Source organism: Paraburkholderia diazotrophica (genome assembly GCF_038900755.1).
In the GTDB taxonomy this organism is placed as follows: domain Bacteria; phylum Pseudomonadota; class Gammaproteobacteria; order Burkholderiales; family Burkholderiaceae; genus Paraburkholderia; species Paraburkholderia diazotrophica_A.
This window is the reverse complement of the sequence record NZ_JBBPEN010000005.1, coordinates 357,422-375,783: the sequence shown is the minus strand read 5'-3', so window position 1 is coordinate 375,783 and position 18,362 is coordinate 357,422. Positions and strand designations below refer to the sequence as shown.

At 65.2% G+C, this 18,362-nt stretch carries 12 protein-coding genes and 2 tRNA genes; 4 read left to right on the top strand and 10 right to left on the bottom strand.

Translation table 11 applies throughout. The annotated features are described in order from the left end of the window. Positions 1-6: 6 nt before the first annotated feature. The 8 genes from AABE10_RS18635 to AABE10_RS18600 all read right to left on the bottom strand — a co-directional run bounded on the left by AABE10_RS18635 (position 7) and on the right by AABE10_RS18600 (position 10,239). A complete protein-coding gene (locus tag AABE10_RS18635; RefSeq protein ID WP_342934727.1) occupies positions 7-924 on the bottom strand; it encodes a MaoC family dehydratase in 918 nt (305 codons plus the stop codon). 5 nt (positions 925-929) lie between these two features. Beyond that, positions 930-2,405: a 3-oxoacyl-ACP reductase gene (locus AABE10_RS18630; RefSeq protein WP_342934726.1), complete on the bottom strand. Its 1,476-nt coding sequence runs from the start codon at positions 2,403-2,405 to the stop codon at positions 930-932. A 163-nt stretch (positions 2,406-2,568) separates the two neighbouring features. Beyond that, positions 2,569-5,091 carry an acyl-CoA dehydrogenase gene (locus tag AABE10_RS18625; RefSeq protein WP_342934725.1) on the bottom strand — a complete coding sequence of 841 codons (2,523 nt, stop codon included), beginning with the start codon at positions 5,089-5,091 and terminating at the stop codon, positions 2,569-2,571. A gap of 322 nt (positions 5,092-5,413) precedes the next feature. Further along, a complete protein-coding gene (locus AABE10_RS18620) occupies positions 5,414-6,343 on the bottom strand; it encodes a TetR/AcrR family transcriptional regulator (protein ID WP_342934724.1) in 930 nt (309 codons plus the stop codon). A 280-nt stretch (positions 6,344-6,623) separates the two neighbouring features. Further along, positions 6,624-7,847 carry an MFS transporter gene (locus AABE10_RS18615; RefSeq protein ID WP_342934723.1) on the bottom strand — a complete coding sequence of 408 codons (1,224 nt, stop codon included), beginning with the start codon at positions 7,845-7,847 and terminating at the stop codon, positions 6,624-6,626. A 425-nt stretch (positions 7,848-8,272) separates the two neighbouring features. Further along, complete coding sequence (locus AABE10_RS18610) at positions 8,273-9,472, bottom strand: glycosyltransferase family 4 protein (protein ID WP_342934722.1); 1,200 nt, start codon at positions 9,470-9,472, stop codon at positions 8,273-8,275. A gap of 345 nt (positions 9,473-9,817) precedes the next feature. After that, positions 9,818-9,904 (bottom strand) — tRNA-Leu (locus AABE10_RS18605). Positions 9,905-10,152: 248 nt separating this feature from the next. After that, a tRNA-Leu gene (locus tag AABE10_RS18600) sits at positions 10,153-10,239 on the bottom strand. A gap of 347 nt (positions 10,240-10,586) precedes the next feature. Between AABE10_RS18600 and rnr the strand changes: the two genes are divergently transcribed. From rnr to rpiA, 4 genes are all read left to right on the top strand, one after another. Further along, on the top strand, positions 10,587-13,043 hold the full coding sequence (gene rnr, locus AABE10_RS18595) for a ribonuclease R (protein WP_342934721.1): 2,457 nt from the start codon (positions 10,587-10,589) through the stop codon (positions 13,041-13,043). Between the two features lie 118 nt (positions 13,044-13,161). Further along, entirely contained in the window at positions 13,162-13,905 is a 744-nt protein-coding gene (gene rlmB, locus AABE10_RS18590) for a 23S rRNA (guanosine(2251)-2'-O)-methyltransferase RlmB (RefSeq protein ID WP_342934720.1), read from the top strand. Positions 13,906-13,951: 46 nt separating this feature from the next. Then, positions 13,952-14,842 (top strand): N-acetylmuramoyl-L-alanine amidase, encoded by an 891-nt coding sequence (locus AABE10_RS18585; protein WP_342934719.1) that lies wholly within the window; start codon positions 13,952-13,954, stop codon positions 14,840-14,842. Positions 14,843-14,969: 127 nt separating this feature from the next. Then, positions 14,970-15,665 (top strand): ribose-5-phosphate isomerase RpiA, encoded by a 696-nt coding sequence (gene rpiA / locus AABE10_RS18580; RefSeq protein WP_342934718.1) that lies wholly within the window; start codon positions 14,970-14,972, stop codon positions 15,663-15,665. A 149-nt stretch (positions 15,666-15,814) separates the two neighbouring features. Here the strand turns inward: rpiA and AABE10_RS18575 are convergent, their stop codons facing one another. Both AABE10_RS18575 and AABE10_RS18570 read right to left on the bottom strand, forming a co-directional pair. Next, entirely contained in the window at positions 15,815-17,074 is a 1,260-nt protein-coding gene (locus AABE10_RS18575; RefSeq protein ID WP_342934717.1) for a glycosyltransferase family 4 protein, read from the bottom strand. A gap of 110 nt (positions 17,075-17,184) precedes the next feature. Next, positions 17,185-18,354: a glycosyltransferase family 4 protein gene (locus AABE10_RS18570; RefSeq protein ID WP_342934716.1), complete on the bottom strand. Its 1,170-nt coding sequence runs from the start codon at positions 18,352-18,354 to the stop codon at positions 17,185-17,187. Between the last annotated feature and the right edge of the window lie 8 nt (positions 18,355-18,362).

Here is an 18,362-nt window from a genome sequence, read left to right as displayed (position 1 = left end):
GCCGCCTCATTGCAGATTCCACTGGAACCGGCCCCGCAGATGCGGCTTGCCGCTCTGCGGATCGCGCACTTCGAACTCGCGCGCAGTCGGCGACGGCGATGCCGTCCACAGCGACGCTTCGCCGGGCAGCAGCATCGGCGCCCTGAATTCGCCCGCGAGCGTCGCGTCGGCGAGCCGCTTCGGCGGCTGCAGCGCGGCGGCCGTGCGCGCCAACGTCCACATGCCGTGCGCGATAGCGCGCCGGAAGCCGAACGCCCTTGCGGAAAGCATCGACAGATGCATCGGGTTGTAGTCGCCCGATGCGCGCGCGTAGTCGCGGCCCAGTTGCGCGGGCAACTGCCAGCGCGAGCTGTGCGCGAGCGCGCTGCTATCGGTTTCGAGCGGGCTCAGCGGATCGCCGTTCGCCGCGACGCCTCGCTTCAGGTACACGCTGTCGCCGTCCCATACGGCTTCGCCGCGCCGGTAGATGCGCGTCTGCATCACGAACGCCTGGCCTTTGTCGTGGCGCAGCCGCGCGCCGAATTCGACTTCGACGCGCAGCGTGTCGTCGAACGCGAGCGGGCGGCGCATGCGCACGCTGTTCGCGAGATGGACGATGCCGGGCGCGGACCACGGAAACGCCGGGTCGGTGAGCAACAGCAGATGCAGCGGAAACGCGAGCAGATGCGGATACGTGAACGGAATGCCCTGCTCGGGAAAGAAGCCGCAGACGCGCGCATAGCGCTCGATCGCGACGGAATCGAGCGTGACGGCAGGGCGCACGAGCCGCAGCGCGGGCAGCTCCGTCGGACGGTTGCGCTGAAAGCGCTTGGCCACGCCCGACAGCGCGCGCGCATACAGCTTCGCGGGCTGCGGCAATTCGGGCAGGACGACCGTTTTCGGGCGCGGCGCGCCGAACATCGGGCTGGAGTCGAACAGGGCCATGACGGTCACGCTCCTATCAGGCTTTGGCCGCACACGCGCACGACCTGGCCCGTGATGCCCGCCGAGCCCGGATGCGCGAGCCACGCGATGGTCTGCGCGACATCGACGGGCTGGCCGCCCTGGCTCATCGAGTTCATCCGGCGGCCGGCCTCGCGGATCGCAAGCGGCATCTTCGCCGTCATCTGCGTTTCGATGAAGCCGGGCGCGACGGCATTGATCGTGATGCGCCGTTTCGCCAGATGCGGCGCCATGCTCTGCACGCGGCCGATCACGCCTGCCTTCGATGCCGCGTAGTTCGTCTGCCCGACATTGCCCGCGATGCCGCCAATCGACGACACGCAGACGATGCGTCCGCCGTCGCGCAGCGTGCCCGCTTCGAGCAGCGCGTCGTCGATGCGCTCCTGCGCGGAAAGATTGATGTCGATCACGTTGCGCCACGCGGGTTCGCTCATCTTCGCGATGGTCTTGTCCTTCGTAATGCCCGCGTTGTGCACGAACACATCGACGCCGAGCTCGTCGAGCGCTGCCGCGATCTGCGCGGGCGTTTCGGGCGAGGCGATGTCGAACGGCAGCGCCGTGCCGGAGATCTGGCGCATCGTGGCGTCGAGCGCGTCGGTGGCGGCGGGCACGTCGATGCCCGTCACGTGCGCGCCTTGCGCGGCGAGCACGTGCGCGATCGCCGCGCCGATGCCGCGCGCCGCGCCCGTGACGACGGCCCGCTGGCCCGCGAGCGGCTGGGTCCAGTCGAAATCGTCGCCGGGCGCGGAAGGCGCCGTGCCGATCCGCACGACCTGGCCCGACACATACGCCGAGCGCGGCGACAGGAAGAAGCGCAAGGTCGATTCGATGCTGCTGTCGTTGTTATTTTCGGCGCTGCTCCTGGCGCTGCTTTTGGCACCATCGGCTACATAGACCAGATTCGACGTGATGCCGCGCCGCGCTTCCTTGCCGAGCGAGCGCATCACACCTTCGAGCGCGCGCTGCGCCGTCCATTGGCGCGGGCTCACGCAGGCCTCGGGCGGGCGGCCCAGCACGACGATCCGTCCGCACTTGTCGAGCGAGCGCAGCGCGTCGTGAAAGAACGCGTACAGGGTGTCGAGTTGCGCACTATCCTCGACGCCGCTCGCGTCGAACAGGAGCGCCCGCACGCGTGCCTGTGAGCTCGCATGTGAGCCAGCCTGCGAGCCCGCTGCGGGATCGGCGGGTTCGAAGCGGCCCGTCATCAGGCCGTGGCGGTTCGCGAGCGGCACCCACGCGCTCGCGCCCGCGTGCGCGACGCTCGTCATGCCGATATGCGCGATCACGCCGGCAAGCGCGTCGAGCAGTTGCGGGGACGGCCCCGCGCCGATGGCAACGATGCCGTCGAATTCGGGCGCATCGGCGCGATAGCGGCGCAGCACTTCGGGCAACGGCAACCGTAGCGAGCGCGCGACCCGCGCGCCCAGCGGCGAATTGACGAAGTTCAGGTAGGAATCGTTCATCGCGTTGTTGGCTCCTGGCCTGACGGATGCCGTCAGTGTGCACGGTGCGCGTGACTTGCCGCAAGCAGGGGTGAATCGGGCATTCGTCCCGCGTTCATTGCACGGCCATCAGGATGCCATCGACATGCCATCGACATGACATCAAGGTGGCACGAGGGTGGCATCAGGCGGCGAGCTGCGTCGCCTTGTCGAGTGCGTCCTTGCGCCGCTGGAGATCGGCGAGCATGCCGAAATCGGCCGGGAAATCGTCGACCTTCACGACCTCGGCCGCAAAGCGCGCGTAGTCGTCGAGCACCTTGCGCTCGTCCTCGTCGATGAAGCCGCGCTGCTGCGCCGCGTCGGTCCAGCGGACCAGATCGGCGAGGCTTTGCGGAAGCGGATCGATGCGGCCGTGCCGGATCGCTTCGCGCAGACGCTGCTCGATCTGCGCGACACGCGGCGCGAGCGCGAACGCCAGCTCGCCGTAACCGAGCGCGTCGACGTCGACATGCGGCACATACGAGTCCGCGAGCAGCCGGTCGCGCGCGGCGCCTGGCGTCTGCATCAGCTCGGCGACGGCGCTGCCGAGCGCATCGGACGGCGCGCGATACGGCAAGCCGAACGGAAACGCGAGCGCGCGCACGAGGCCCGCGGCGACGCGGTTCGGATAGTTGCGCAGCACGCCGTCGAGGGCTGTTTGCGCGCGATGCAGTGCATCTTCGACGCCCCATCGCACGAGCGGCAGATCGCTCGCCTCGCGGCCTTCGTCTTCGAAACGCTTGAGCGTCGCGGAGATCAGGTAGAGCTGCGACAGCACGTCGCCCAGGCGGGCCGAGATGCGCTCGCGCCGCTTCAGGTCGCCGCCGAGCACGAACATCGACACGTCCGCGAGCAGCGCGAATATCGTCGACACGCGCGTCGCCGCGCGGTAGTAGCCGGCGAGCGGCGCATGCGCGCGCTGCGGCTTCGCGATCAGCGCGGCGCCCGTCACGCCATCGACGAAACAGCGCACGACGTTCGACAGCGTAAAGCCGATGTGCCCGAAAAGCGCTTCGTCGAAATCGCGCAGCGCCTTTGCGTTGCCCGCTTCATGGTCCGCTTCATGGTTTGCTTCGCGCGCCGCGGCCATTTCCTTGAGCACATACGGATGACAGCGTATCGCGCCCTGGCCGAAGATGATCAGGCAGCGCGTGAGAATGTTCGCGCCTTCGACGGTGATCGAGATGGGCACCTGCTGATACGCGCGCGCGAGGAAATTCGACGGGCCCATGCAGATGCCCTTGCCGCCGAGGACGTCCATGCCGTCATCGATCACTTCGCGGTTGCGCTCGGTAATGTGGTACTTCGAGATCGCCGAGATCACCGACGGCCTCTCGCCGAGATCGACCGCCTGCGCGGACAGGCGGCGCGCGGCGTCCATCACGTACAGATTGCCGCCCATGCGCCCGAGCGCTTCCTGCACGCCTTCGAACCGGCCGATCGACGTGCGGAACTGCCGCCGCACGGCCGCGTAAGCGCCCACCCCGCGCACCGCGACCTTCGACATGCCCACATTCGACGACGGCAGCGAGATCGCGCGACCGGCCGCGAGGCATTCCATCAGCATGCGCCAGCCGTTGCCGACCTGAGCGCGTCCGCCGATCACCCAGTCGAGCGGGATGAACATATTGTTGCCCCAGTTCGGGCCGTTCTGGAACACGGCGTTCAACGGCCAGTGGCGGCGCCCGATGTTCACGCCCGGATGGCTCGTCGGAATCAGCGCGCACGTGATGCCGGGTTCGTCTTCGCCGCCGAGCAGATGGTCGGGATCGAGCGCGCGAAACGCGAGGCCGAGCACCGTCGCGATGGGGCCGAGCGTGATGTAGCGCTTGCTCCACGTCACGCGAAAGCCGAGCGTCTCGCGTCCTTCGAACATGCCGTTGCAAACGACGCCGATGTCGGGTATCGCCGCCGCGTCGGAGCCCGCGTAAGGGCTCGTCAGCGCGAAGCAGGGGATTTCGTCGCCGCGCGCGAGACGCGGCAAATAGTGATTCTTCTGAGCGTCGGTGCCGTAGTGCAGCAGCAGTTCGGCGGGGCCGAGCGAGTTCGGCACCATCACCGATACGGCCGCCGCCGAGCAGCGCGTGGCGAGCTTCATGATGACCTGCGAATGCGCGTACGCGGAGTAGCCTTTGCCGCCGTATTGCGCCGGAATGATCATCCCGAGGAAGCCTTTGTCCTTGATGAACTGCCAGGCTTGCGGCGACAGGTCCTGCCAGACGGCCGTCGTGTCCCAGTCGTTCGCGAGATCGCACAGCTGCTCGCACTCGTTGTCGAGAAACGCCTGCTCTTGCGCCGTCAGCTTTGCCGGGCCGTGGCCGAGCAGCGTGTCCCAGTGAGGGCGTCCCGAGAAGAGCGCGGCGTCCCACCAGACGGTGCCCGCTTCGATCGCGTCGCGCTCGGTCTGCGACATGTCGGGCAGAATCCTGCGGAAGACGCCGAGCACGCGCCGGCTCACCCACGCGCGGCGCAACGGCCTGATCGTCAGCACGAGCGCGGGAGCGATCAGCACGATCGCGAGGCAGGTGGTGGCGAGCGTGTCCGCTACGCCCGTCAGGCGCGCGGCCGCGACCCATACGATCAGGAACGCGAGCCACGACGACGCGCTCGCCCGGATGTAGACGAGCGCCCCGGCGGCGACGATCAGCGCAACGATGAACCACGACATGACGACCCCTCCTGTTCGACGATACGACGCCGGTTGCGGGCGCGCTCCGCGCTGCGCGGGCGGCTCCGCGTGTTGTTCGCGTTGTTCTCGAGTTGTGTTCTCGCGTTGTGCTCTTGCGTTGTTCTCGAGTTGTTCGATGCACGGCGAGTGTGTCCGCCGATACCTGTGCTTATCGTTGCAGCCGGCGTGCCCGAGCGGTTCCTTGCGTCGTCGCGCGCAGCGGACGGCTGATTTGTCGGCCTCTGGGTTTGTCGTCCAGCCCGTGCCCCGCTGCGCGAGACACCCGCGCGCTATTCACGCACACAAGGGATGATTCGCAACGTTAGCCGTGCGCGGCAAAGCGTGAGCCGGCATCGTGCGCGTCCGCTTGCTCGCTGCTGCGCGCCGGCTCGATATGAGGTTGCGTGTCGGCGTTGGGCTCGGCGTGCATGGGTGGGTGCTGTGGCGTGCCGGGCGTCGGCATCCGCGTGTGAACATCGTCTGGCGACGCGCTGTGCGCCGCGACATCCGCTTGCGCTTCGCGGACGGCATCGCAAGCGATGTCGGCGCTGCCCGCGTCGCCGAGCACGGATGCGAACGTCGCGAGCTGGCTCGCGTCGGGCAACGGCGCCTTCAGCGCGGACACGATCAGCGACGCAAGCCGCGCGATCAGTTGCAGGTCGTTCATCGACTTGCCTTGCGAGAACTCGGTGATGAGGTTGTCGGTGTCCGCGCGCGCGAGCACGCCCGACAGCGCGCCGATCGCGAAGTGCAGACGCCAGCCGAGTTCCTCGCGAGGCAGATGCGGCAGCGCGCGCTGGAACGCTTCGAAAAAGCGCTCGGATACCGACGCGTAATGCGCGGCCAGAAAGTCGCGGATGAACGAAGAGGGATCGGTGTACGCGCGGCCGAGCAGCCGCAGGAACGCCTTGCCGCCGATGCGCGTATCGCGCGACACGCGCAGCGCCGGAATGAACATCGCGCCGAGCACGTGCTCGCACGTGAGGCGCGGGCCGAGCAGCGCGTCGAAGCGGTCGAGCAGCTTCAGCCGCTCCTGGTTCAGCCGATCGAGACGCCGCGACAGCATCGCGTGCATCAGCGCTTCCTTGCTGCCGAAGTGATAGTTAACGGCGGCCAGATTGACCTCGGCCTTCGATGTGATCTGCCGCAACGACATCGCTTCGTAGCCGCTTTCGATGAAGAGCGTTTCGGCTGCGTCGAGGATGCGCGATTTCGTGTCGCCGGTCTGCCGGCTCGTCGTGCGAGTTGCCATGTTGCGTCTCCCTGTGTCGGCTTTCTAGCCGGCCGCAAACAATCGATTCAATTTCGATTTTGAAACGTGCGTTCTTTTCAGGATAAAAATTGAGTGTGGGATCGGGCAAGAGATGAGTGTCGATGGACTCCTCTAAAAAGCGTCCGAGCGCGCATCCCTCGCGGACTTCGCGGACAAAAAAAGCCGCTCCGATTCGTATCGGAGCGGCCTCGTAGGCGCCGCGTTGCCGGGGGCGCCCGGCGCCCCCTATGTGACGTCGCGTGTCGTTGTCGTGCGGTGCTCAATGCGCCGTTGCCGTGACCTGTTCGGCGGATTGCGTCATATCGATGCCGCGCCGTTCGCGGCTGAAGAGAATCAGCACAGCGATTACGACGGCCACCACGCCCGCGACGACGGCCATCGCCATCGCGTAGTTGTTGTTGTTGCTGACGGCAAACGACGCCTGCATCGTCGCGTTCACTGACGCGAGCAGGTTGCCGAGCTGATAGACGAGTCCAGGGAAGGTCGCGCGAATTTCGTCGGGCGAGATCTCGTTCAGATGCACGGGGATTACACCCCACGCGCCTTGCACGGAGATCTGCATCAGGAACGCGCCTGCCGCGAGCGCGACGGCCGTGCTCGAGAACGCCCACAGCGGCAGCACGGGCAGTGCGATCAGCGCGGCGATGAAGATCGCACGGCGGCGGCCGATGCGCTCCGAGAACGCGCCGAACGCGAGACCCCCGACGATCGCGCCGATGTTCAGCGTGATCGTGATCAGCGACACCGTGTGCGGATCGAAGTGATGCTGCTCGCGAAGGAAGGTCGGATACAAATCCTGCGTGCCGTGCGAGAAGAAGTTGAAGGCGGTCATCAGGATGATCGCGTAGATCGACAGCACCCAGTTGCGCTTGAGCGTAACGAGCAGGCCGGGGCGCGCGTGCTTTTCCATCGCGACCCACGCGGGCGATTCCTTCACGTGCGCGCGCACGTACATGACGAGCAGCGCGGGCAGCACGCCGACGAAGAACATGCCGCGCCAGCCGATGTATTGATAAAGCACGCCGAACACGATCGACGCCAGCAGATAGCCGCTCGGATAGCCCGCTTGCAGCAGGCCCGATACGAAGCCGCGCGCTTTCGGGGGCACGGTCTCCATCGTCAGCGCGGAGCCGACGCCCCATTCGCCGCCCATCGCGATGCCGAAGAGGGCGCGCAGGACGAGCAGCGTCGTGAGATTCGGCGAAAAGCCGGACAGCAGTTCGAGCAGCGAATAGCACGCGATGTTGACCATCAGCGTCGGACGGCGGCCGAACTTGTCGGCGAGACGTCCGAAAATCAGCGCGCCGAGCGGGCGCATTGCCAGCGTGAGCGTAATGCCGAATGCGACTTCCGGGATTTTCGTATTAAATTCCGCCGCGATATCTTTCAGAATAAAGACCATCAAAAAGAAATCGAATGCGTCGAGGGTCCAGCCTAGATATGCAGCAATCGTGACGTTTCTCTGTTCCCGAGTCCAGCTCATTTCGATTGTTCTCCTGTCGACCGGAGTCGCGCTTTAACGCTCGCTCTGGTCTCATGCAACCTGGTTGCAGTCTCCGATTTCCGTGCCGCCCAATGCCATTCAAAGGGCAATTGCACGGCACCCCGCGCCCCGTATGCGAAGGCTCCGAACGAGTGTACGCCGACCATTAAGCGGCTGCATGCAACGCGGCAGTCGAATTGGTGTAATTCCTGGCATATGCGACCGATATGCGGTCATTAATGGAGCAATGAATGTGTACAGGCGAATCGAATGATTTAATAGTCAGAATATTGAAGGCGATTTGAAATGAAATATTATTTTCGAAGCGGAATTTTCGGCCGAAATCCGGCCTTTTCAGTGTCCGTTTCGCGCTCAGTTTCTTGCCGCGGGTTTCCGGCCAAGGGTTTCCTGCCGCGTATATCGCGTCAGACAGACTTGAGATGCCGCTCGTAGAGGGCGGCTGTCTTTTGCGCCATGCCTTCCTGGGAAAAAAGCGCGCGGCCGCGTAGCGCCGCCACCGCCGAGGCGCGCTCGCGAAGTCGCGCGTCGCATACGAGCGGCTCGAGTATGCGTCCGAGCGATTCGGGGTCGTCGAACGGTGTGATGAAGCCCGATTCGCCATCGACGATCTGATCGCGCGCGCCGCCGCTCGGCGTGCGCACGGGCAGCAGACCGGCACACATCGCCTCGGCGACCACCAGCCCGAAGCCTTCATAGCGGCTTGGCAGCACGAAGACATCGCTCGCCCAGTAAACGCCCGCGAGATCTTCGACGAAGCCCATGAAAGTGAAAAGATGCGCGGTGTCGGCGTGCCGTAGCGCGTACTGCCGGATCTCGCTCTCCTGATCGCCCGAGCCGACGAAGACGACCCTGAACTTCGCGTCGGGGCGGCGCGATTTCAATGACCTTGCCGCATCGATCAGCAGGTCGTGACCTTTGTTCCACGATAGCCTGCCGGCGAGCAGGAGGATGCATTCGTCGTCGGCGAAGCGCAGGGCGCTGCGTGCCGCGAGTCGTTCGTCGGGCGTCGGCAGCCGATACGTATCGGAATCGATGCCGAGTGGAATGTGCATGACCTTGCGACTGGAAATGCCGACGTCGTCGCGCAGCCAGTCGCTGATTTCAAGCGAGGTTGCGATGAGCGCGAACGGGCGTGTCGCGCTCAGCAGGAGCCGGTATTTGACCGATTGCTGGCGGCGGCGCGCCTGCGATGCAATCTCGTGAGGCTGGCTGCTGTGTATCGACGGATGAAACGTTGCGAGGCATTGGGCGCCCGTCAGCAGACGCAGCAGCGCTGCGCAAGGCAACGAAGAAAATCCGTGGCCGTGCAGGATCGCGATGTCGAACGCGCGAATGACGCGATAGCAACGCGCGATATGCGCGGGCGACGGCAGCATCGTGTTGAGCCCGTCGATGATTTCCCAATGCGCGACCATCGACCGGATGCGGTCGTAGCGCATTTTCGATTGGGCGTCGTAGTGAACGTGGCCGCTGATGACGACGACCTTCCAGCCGTTTGCAGCCAGTGCCCGTATCAGCGTTTCGACGTGCGACGATACGCCGTCGTTGCAGTACATCGCCCTCAGCAGGAAACCTACGGTTCTCGCCCCAGCCGGCATCGACATCCTCCCGTTCCCCACGCGGTCGCAGGTTCGTTCGTCATTGAAGCGTGAACGCCGGGCGAGGTCGGTTTGCTAGCGCACGCATGCTCTTGCGGGAGAGGGGGGCTGTCATCGTCGCGTGCGATGAGCGGCCGCAAAAACAAAAAACCCCGCAGGCTGTTCGCGTTGCGGGGTGATCTGTTTTAGCTGCGAGAGCGTGGTGCCCAGGAGAGGACTCGGTCACGCAAGCGCGACCCCGGCTGCGCTTGCAAGCGCAGCCTTTCGACTCCTCGCGCAAAGCGCGCAGGCGCTTTGCTTCCTGGGCCAGAAATGAAAAAAGGCCGGCATTTGCCGACCTTTTCAATTACGTGGTGCCCAGGAGAGGACTCGAACCTCCACGGTGTTGCCACCGCTAGGACCTGAACCTAGTGCGTCTACCAATTCCGCCACCTGGGCACGTCTCAAGCTAGACCGCTATTGTAGCGAGAAGAATCCGCGTGTCAATCGGTATTTCGAAAAACGCTTCATCTTTTCGCCTGGTTGTTCGCGCATCAAATGACTCGGCATCGAAATGATTCGATGCGATCCGGCGACCAACCGACCTGCAACTTCCGCAGCTTGCTACACGCGGTTCAGGAACCGCAGCACAACGCGCTGCTCTCACAACAATGAAAAACCGCCCGAAGGCGGCTTTCATTTGAATCTGGTGCCCAAGAGAGGACTCGAACCTCCACGGTGTTGCCACCGCTAGGACCTGAACCTAGTGCGTCTACCAATTCCGCCACCTGGGCAAGGTGCGTTTGAAGCAGAGACAGCGATTATAGCGTGCCGACGAGTCGTGTCAAGCGTTTCTCAAAAACGTCCGCGCGGCATGCGCGATGCGCATGAACACACGGCGCGCATGTCGCGCAATCGCCCGCTGGGCGGCGCGTGGCGGGCAAGACGGGTGTTAGAATCGCCGCAATAGAAAGCTGGCACGGCGCATGGGCCCGTCGCGCGCATGACGGGCAACCGGGGCCGCGCCGGCGTCTTCCGTCAGAAAGAGCAGTCGCAGTCAAGAGTGCAGGTTGCAGTCAGATAGAGCAGCGTCATCACACCCGCCGACGTCCACGCAACGAGAACAATCATCGACAAGCCCTTGAGCAAATATCCGTATCCGATTCCAAGCCGCGAAGAAATCCTCGGCGTGCTGCGCACGAGTGAAGCGCCGCTTGCCGCGAACGACATCGCCGAAGCACTGTCGATCAAGCGCCAGGAGCGCGAAGGGTTCTTCAAGCGCCTCGCCGCGATGGAGCGCGATGGCCAGATCAGACTCGATCAGCGCGGGCATTATCAGCTGACCCATCCGTCGAACTTCGTCGCGGGCCGCGTGCAGGGCCATCGCGACGGCTACGGTTTTCTGATCCGCGACGACGGCCAGGACGATCTGTTCCTGCCGACGGGCGAAATGCAGAAGGTCATGCACAACGATCGCGTGCTTGCGCGCATCGTCGGCTATGACCGGCGCGGGCGGCCCGAAGGCCACATCGTCGAGGTGACGGACCGCGCGAACAAGCGCGTGATCGGGCGCCTGCTCAACGAGAACGGCGCGCTGATCGTCGTGCCAGAAGAGAAGCGCATCGGCCACGACATCCTGATCACGCAGAACACGAAGAAGGCGAAGGTCGGGCAGGTCGTGGTCGTCGAGCTGACCGACTTTCCGAGCCGCCATTCGCAGCCGCTCGGGCGCGTCGTCGAAGTGCTCGGCGATATCGACGATCCCGGCATGGAAATCGAAATCGCCGTGCGCAAGTACGGCGTGCCGCACGAGTTCGGTCAGGCCGCGCTCGACGATGCCGCGAAGCTGCCGGACGAAGTGCGCCCCGTCGACATCAAGCATCGCGTCGACTTGCGCGACGTGCCGCTCGTGACGATCGACGGCGAAGACGCGCGCGACTTCGACGATGCCGTCTACTGTGAGCCGATCAAGGTCGGACGCGGCGATGGCTTTCGCCTGATCGTCGCGATCGCCGACGTGTCGCATTACGTGCTGCCCGACAGCGGCCTCGATGTCGATGCGATCGAGCGCAGCACGTCGGTGTATTTCCCGCGCCGCGTGATTCCGATGCTGCCGGAAAAGCTGTCCAACGGTCTCTGTTCGCTCAATCCGCAAGTGGACCGCTGTGTGCTCGTGTGCGACATGGTGATCACCGCACGCGGCGAGATCAAGGCGTATCAGTTCTATCCCGGCGTGATGCATTCGGCCGCGCGTCTCACGTACACGGAAGTCGCCGCGATCCTCACCAACACGAAGGGCCCGGAAGCCACGCGCCGCGCCGCGTTGCTGCCGCAACTGCAGCATCTGTATGGCGTCTACAAGTCGCTGTTCGCCGCGCGCCAGAAGCGCGGCGCAATCGACTTCGACACGACGGAGACGTACATCGTCTGCAATGCGCAGGGCAAGATCGAGCAGATCGTGCCGCGTCACCGCAACGACGCGCACAAGCTGATCGAGGAATGCATGCTGGCCGCGAACGTCTGCGCGGCGGACTTCATGAAGCGCAACAAGCATCCGGGGCTGTATCGCGTGCACGCGGGTCCGACGGCGGAGCGCCTCGAAAACCTGCGCACGTTCCTGCGCGGCATGGGCCTCACGCTTGGTGGCGGCGACACGCCGCACGCGAGCGACTACGCGGCGCTGATGGCGCACATCCGCGAGCGGCCCGACGCGCAGATGCTGCAGACGATGCTGCTGCGCTCGATGCAACAGGCCGTCTACAGCCCGGACAACATCGGCCACTTCGGTCTCGCGTACGAGGCGTACGCGCACTTCACGAGCCCGATTCGCCGCTATCCCGATCTGCTCACGCACCGCGCGATCTACGCGATCCTGCAGGGCCGCAAGTACGAGCCGAAGACGCCGCACGGCGTCGAGCTGAACACGGCGCTGTCGCCGCGCGCCCGCGCGCTGCAGGCCGAAGACGAAAAGCGCGGCGGCCGCGGTCGTCCGAATACGGCGATCTGGGAAGAACTCGGCTTGCACTGCTCGGCGAACGAGCGCCGCGCCGATGAGGCATCGCGCGATGTCGAAGCATGGCTCAAGTGCTATTTCATGCGCGACAAGCTCGGCGAAGAATATGGCGGCATGGTGAGCGGCGTGACGTCGTTCGGCATCTTCGTGCAGCTCGATGCGCTCTTTATCGAAGGGCTCGTGCATGTGACGGAACTCGGCTCCGATTACTTCCAGTATGACGAGATCAAGAACGAACTGCGCGGCGAACGCACGGGCATTCGCTATCGTTTGTCGGATCGCGTGCGCGTGCAGGTGAGCCGCGTCGATCTCGACGCGCGCAAGATCGATTTCCGTCTCGTGCGCGATCTGCCCGTGAAGCCGCAGGCGCATCGCGCGACGTCGGCGGAGAAGGCGAGCGATCTCGGCGGTCCGCGCGTACGTTCCATCGACCGCGCGGAGCCCGTCGACGGCGCGCGCCGCAAGAAGGCCGCGCCTGCGCAGACGGCGGCCGTGAAGGAAGCGCGCGCGGCGCGCAAGGCGGGCGCGTCGAAGAAGCGTCCGGCGTCGAAGTCGTCCGCGAAGCCCGCGCGCAAGAAGCGTTGATTCTGTTGTAACGCCGGTTGTAACGCCGCGCGCGTTTTCACTGCGCGCGGCGCCTGTTCTCATCGGGCGCGCCTCAAACGTTTTCGCCGGGCGCGCTCATTCAAAGGTTGTTTCAGTCATGTCACGTCTCAAGGTTCTCTACGGTTTTCACGCGGTGACGGCACGCTTGCGTCACGATCCATCGACGGTCGAAGAAATCTTTTACGACCAGTCGCGCCGCGATCGCCGGATGAACGAGTTTCTCGCCGTGGCGAAAGAGGCGGGCGTGCGTCTGATCGCCGCCGATGAAACGCGCCTGTGGGGCCTCGCGCATACGGAGCGGCATCAGGGTGTCGTCGCGCGCGCGGGGGACTTGCCGCTCGCGCAGAACCTGGCGGAACTGCTCGACGGGATCGAGGGTCCGGCGTTGCTGCTGGTGCTCGACGGCATCACTGATCCGCACAATCTCGGCGCGTGTCTGCGCGTCGCGGATGCGGCGGGCGCGCATGCCGTGATCGCGCCGCGCGACCGGGCCGTCGGCCTGAACGCGACGGCGGCGAAAGTCGCGAGCGGCGCTGCCGATACGGTGCCGTACATCACCGTCACGAATCTTGCGCGCGCGTTGCGCGAGCTGAAGGATGCCGGCGTGTGGGTCGTCGGAACGGCGGGCGATGCGAAGGCTTCGTTGTACGAGACGAAGCTCGATGGTCCCGTGGCGCTCGTGATGGGCGCGGAAGGCGAGGGCATGCGCAGGCTCTCGCGTGATACCTGCGATGAAGTGATGCACGTTCCGATGGCCGGCACGGTCGAGAGCCTGAACGTTTCCGTCGCTTCGGGCGTGTGCCTGTTCGAGGCCGTGCGGCAGAGGTCGGTGAAGAAATAGCCGTCACGATGCGAAGCCAGGACCGAGGCCGTCGCGTTCGGATCTCATGAATCGACCCGCTGCTTTCCAGATCGAAACCATTCGCCGCGCGGCCGTCGTTGCGCTCGCGGCGCTCGTTACCGTCGCGTGCACGACGAATATCGTCGACCGCGGCGCCTACTACGCCGACACCTCTCGCCACGCGCAGTACGCCGACACCCGCATCCGTTTCCTCGTGATGCACTACACCGAAATCGACGAAGCGCAGTCGCTCGATGTGCTGACGAACGAGCAGGTCAGCGCGCACTACGTCGTGCCGGATCATCCGCGTGAGAGAAGCGGCGAGCCCATCGTGTGGCAGCTCGTTCCCGAGTCGCAGCGCGCATGGCATGCGGGCCTCAGCTACTGGCAGGGCACGACGGAACTGAACGCCGCGTCGATCGGCATCGAGAACGTGAACGTCGGCCCCATCGATACGCCGCAAGGCCGCACGTGGCAACCGTATCCGCCTGAGCAGGTCGACGCGATGATCCGCCTCGCGAAGGACATCGTCACGCGCTACGGCATTCCGCCGACGCGCGTCGTCGGCCACAGCGATATCGCGCCCCAACGCAAGATCGATCCGGGTCCGCTCTTTCCGTGGAAGCAGTTGTACGACGCGGGCATCGGCGCATGGCCGGACGATGCGACGGTCGCGAAAGAGCTCGCGGGCCGCGATCCGCATGCGAGCGCCGACGTGCGCGCGCTCCAGCAGAAACTCGCGCGCTACGGCTACGAAGTCGCGACGGACGGCGTGCTCGACGACAAGACGCGCCGCGTGTTCGCCGCCTTCCAGATGCACTTCCGTCCCGCCGACTATTCGGGCGATCCGGACGCGCAAACCGATGCGATCGCGCAGGCCTTGCTCGACAAGTACATGCCTCAGGCGGCGTCAGAACCGGCCCGGCCGGCGCCATGAACGAATGCACGTCGCGCGCGATGTGCTCGCGCGCGACACCCCGCACGAGACGCAAGCAATAAATCCAGCCGCGCGCGCCGACTCCGGTAAACTTGCGCTTTTCCGCCTGCGTTGGCATTTCCTCACCATGACTCAAGACGAACTCAAGCAACTGGTCGGCCAGTCTGCCGCCGACTATGTCCTCGCGAACGTACCGGAAGGCGCTGTAATCGGCGTCGGGACCGGCTCGACAGCGAACTGCTTCATCGATGCGCTGGCTGCGCACAAGTCGCGCTATCGCGGCGCCGTGTCCAGCTCCGTCGCGACGACGGCGCGCCTGCAATCGCACGGCATCCAGGTTTTCGATCTGAACGACGTCGAATCGCTGCCCGTGTACATCGACGGCGCCGACGAAATCGATCACGGCGGCGCGATGATCAAGGGCGGCGGCGGCGCGCTGACGCGCGAAAAAATCGTCGCGTCGGTGTCGGAGAAATTCGTGTGCATCGCGGACGCGAGCAAGCGCGTCGATGTGCTCGGCCAGTTCCCGCTGCCCGTCGAAGTCGTCCCGATGGCGCGCACGGCGATCGGCCGACGCATCACGGCGATGGGCGGCGTGCCCGTCGTGCGCGTGACGAAAGACGGCTCGCCCTATATCACCGACAACGGCAACGAGATCATCGACGTGAAGGGGCTGCGGATCAGCGATCCGCGCGCGATCGAAGCGCGGATCAACGCGTGGCCCGGCGTCGTGACGGTGGGTCTGTTCGCCGCGCGCGGCGCGGACCTGTGCCTGCTCGGCACGGAGAAGGGCGTCGAGACCATCGACTATTCGCGAGTCTGATCGGCACGCACGAATAACGCATACGGTGCGCATACGGTGCGCACGCGATGCGCCCATAATGCGCCCGTAGTGCGGTCATGACACGCGCGCTGCCTCGCGTTCGAGCGAGGCAGCGCCGCTCCCACGACTCGCCAGCAACGCGCTACAACTCAAAGCGCAACGTCTCCGATCGCGCGAGACATCTGCCGCAAATACGCGTCGAGCGAAAAATTCCGCTTCGCATCCGCGCGTCCCTGCGCCGCGAGTCGTTGTGCGAGCATCGGATCGTCGCGCAATGCGCTCATCGCCGCGGCGAGTTCGTCGGCATTGCCCGGCTCGACCAGCCATCCGTTCTCTCCGTGCGTGACGATCTCTTTCACGCCGCCTGCCGCCGTCGCAATGACCGCGCGTTCCGCCATCATGCCTTCGACGATCACGCGTCCAAACGGCTCCGCTTCCGTCGACGTATGCACGATCACGTCCATCGCGCTCATCCACTCGGGAACGTCGTCGCAGAAGCCCGCGAAGTGTACGCGATTGGCGACGCCCAGCGCTTGCGCCTGGCGATGCAGTTCGCGCTCGTATTCGTGCTCGCCGAAGAGCGCCGCGCCCGCCAGCACGAGATGCGCGCCGGGCAGTTGCGCGAGCGCCGCCAGCGCGACGTGTTGACCTTTCCAGGGCGCGAGGCGCCCGAACAGGCCGGCAAGCCATGCGTCTTCCGGCAGGCCGAGACGTCGGCGCAGCGCCGCGCGGTCTTGCGCATCGGACACCGAGAAGGCGGCCGCATCGATCCCGTTGTGCACGACGCGAACGGGATAATCGGGACGCAGCGTCAGCGAAACGAGTGCATCGGCGGATGCGCGCGAGTTGGCGATCACGTGATCGACAGCATGCAGCGCGAGCCAGCGCACGATGGCCAGTTGCATCCGGCCGAAGTGCGCGCGCGACAGAATGTCGTGCAGATACCAGACGATGGGACGCCCGTGCAGCAGCTTGCCGAACGCGCCCAGCACGAGCGCTTTCTGCGTGTTGAGGAACACGACATCGTAACGGCGAGCCTGGCGCGCGATCGACAGCGCCTGTCCAGCGATGGCAGGCAACGCGCCTAACCATGCGAAGCGGAGCGCGTCGCGGCGCACGCCGGAAACACGCGCGTTAGCCGACACATCGACGGATACGCCCGCGCTTTCCAGGCGCTCGCGAAACGGGCCATCCGACAGCAGCAACACCTTGCCGCGCGAAGCCCAATGACGCGCGAGCGGCAGCAGCGCGAATTCGGCGCCGCCGAGTTCGCCGCTCTGATCGATGAATAGCACAGTGGGTGACGTGTTCCCGAAAGCCGCGTCCGCATGCGGCGTTTCGACGTGCGCGATGCCTTGCGCAACGATGTCGCCGATGACGGCGGCGTGAGTCGGATCAGAGGGAGTCATCTCGCAAGCGCAAACAGGTGGTGGCGTCATTATTTGCCGCGCTTTCCGGCGGCACTGTTGGACGGCGCACGCAGGCACCCATCAGCGCGGGGTATCGAGACAACCGCGCTTCAACCGACCTTCAGACGCAGCCTGTCCGCCGCTTCGTGATCGAACGGCTGGGGCTGCGCATGCGCGGCGACCGTTCGCATCACTTCGATCATGAACGCGCGCCGGAAGATCGCCGATGAAAAGCGCTCGGCATTCGTGCGGCACGCCTGCGCGGTGATATCGGCGTCGTGCTTCTCGAACAGTGCAATGGCCGCTTGCATCGAAGCCACCGTCTGTTCATGAAAGTGCACGCCCGTCGGATGCGGCTCGCCATACGGAATCACCGTTTCGAGCGCGCCGCCCTTGCCATACGCGATCACGGGTGTGCCGCATGCCTGTGCTTCGACGACGGCAATCCCGAAGTCCTCTTCGGCGGCGAATACGAACGCGCGGGCGCGCTGCATGTGATCGCGCAGCACTTCGAACGGCTGATAGCCCATGATCGTGATGTTGGGCTTTGCCTTCGCGCGAACCTCCGCCATCTGCGGACCATCGCCTATCACGACGAGGCGCCGCTCGGGCGTGGCCGCGAACGCTTCGACGATCAGGTCCATCCGCTTGTACGGCACCATCCGCGAAGCCGTCAGATAGAAATCGTCCTTGCTCGCGCGCATCTCGAACGCCTGCACGTCGACGGGCGGCGGCACCACGGCGGCCTCGCGCCGGTAGGCCTTCATGATTCGCCGCGCGACGAAGCGCGAATTGGCGATCAACTGATCGACGCCGTTCGCGGTGCGTGCGTCCCAGTTGCGCAGACGATGCAGCATCACGCGAGCCGCCCACGAACGCGGGCCGCTCGTCAGATGCGCTTCACGCAGATATTGATGCTGCAGATCCCACGCGTAGCGGATCGGCGAATGCACGTAGCTCACATGGGTCTGGTCCGGGCCGACCAGCACGCCCTTCGCGACGGCATAGGAACTGGTGATGATGAGGTCGTACGCGGTCAGGTCGAACTGCTCGATCGCGAGCGGCATCAGCGGCAGATAGCCGCGATAGCGGCGCCGCGCGAAAGGCATCTTCTGGATGAACGACGTCTGCACGGACTTGCCGCGCACGACCGACCGGTCCTCCAGAAAATCGACCAGACTGAACAGGTCGGCGTCCGGGAAGCATTCGATGATCTGCTGCAGTACTTTTTCCGCACCGCCGGACACGACAAGCCAGTCGTGGACGATAGCCACTTTCATGATGGCGA

What these genes read in the sequence shown, in the direction of transcription:
- AABE10_RS18635 (WP_342934727.1), bottom strand. Translation starts at nt 924, where the DNA reads ATGGCCCTGTTCGACTCCAGCCCGATGTTCGGCGCGCCGCGCCCGAAA.
- AABE10_RS18630 (WP_342934726.1), bottom strand. Translation starts at nt 2,405, where the DNA reads ATGAACGATTCCTACCTGAACTTCGTCAATTCGCCGCTGGGCGCGCGG.
- AABE10_RS18625 (WP_342934725.1), bottom strand. Translation starts at nt 5,091, where the DNA reads ATGTCGTGGTTCATCGTTGCGCTGATCGTCGCCGCCGGGGCGCTCGTC.
- AABE10_RS18620 (WP_342934724.1), bottom strand. Translation starts at nt 6,343, where the DNA reads ATGGCAACTCGCACGACGAGCCGGCAGACCGGCGACACGAAATCGCGC.
- AABE10_RS18615 (WP_342934723.1), bottom strand. Translation starts at nt 7,847, where the DNA reads ATGAGCTGGACTCGGGAACAGAGAAACGTCACGATTGCTGCATATCTA.
- AABE10_RS18610 (WP_342934722.1), bottom strand. Translation starts at nt 9,472, where the DNA reads ATGTCGATGCCGGCTGGGGCGAGAACCGTAGGTTTCCTGCTGAGGGCG.
- rlmB (WP_342934720.1), top strand. Translation starts at nt 13,162, where the DNA reads ATGTCACGTCTCAAGGTTCTCTACGGTTTTCACGCGGTGACGGCACGC.
- AABE10_RS18585 (WP_342934719.1), top strand. Translation starts at nt 13,952, where the DNA reads ATGAATCGACCCGCTGCTTTCCAGATCGAAACCATTCGCCGCGCGGCC.
- rpiA (WP_342934718.1), top strand. Translation starts at nt 14,970, where the DNA reads ATGACTCAAGACGAACTCAAGCAACTGGTCGGCCAGTCTGCCGCCGAC.
- AABE10_RS18575 (WP_342934717.1), bottom strand. Translation starts at nt 17,074, where the DNA reads ATGACTCCCTCTGATCCGACTCACGCCGCCGTCATCGGCGACATCGTT.
- AABE10_RS18570 (WP_342934716.1), bottom strand. Translation starts at nt 18,354, where the DNA reads ATGAAAGTGGCTATCGTCCACGACTGGCTTGTCGTGTCCGGCGGTGCG.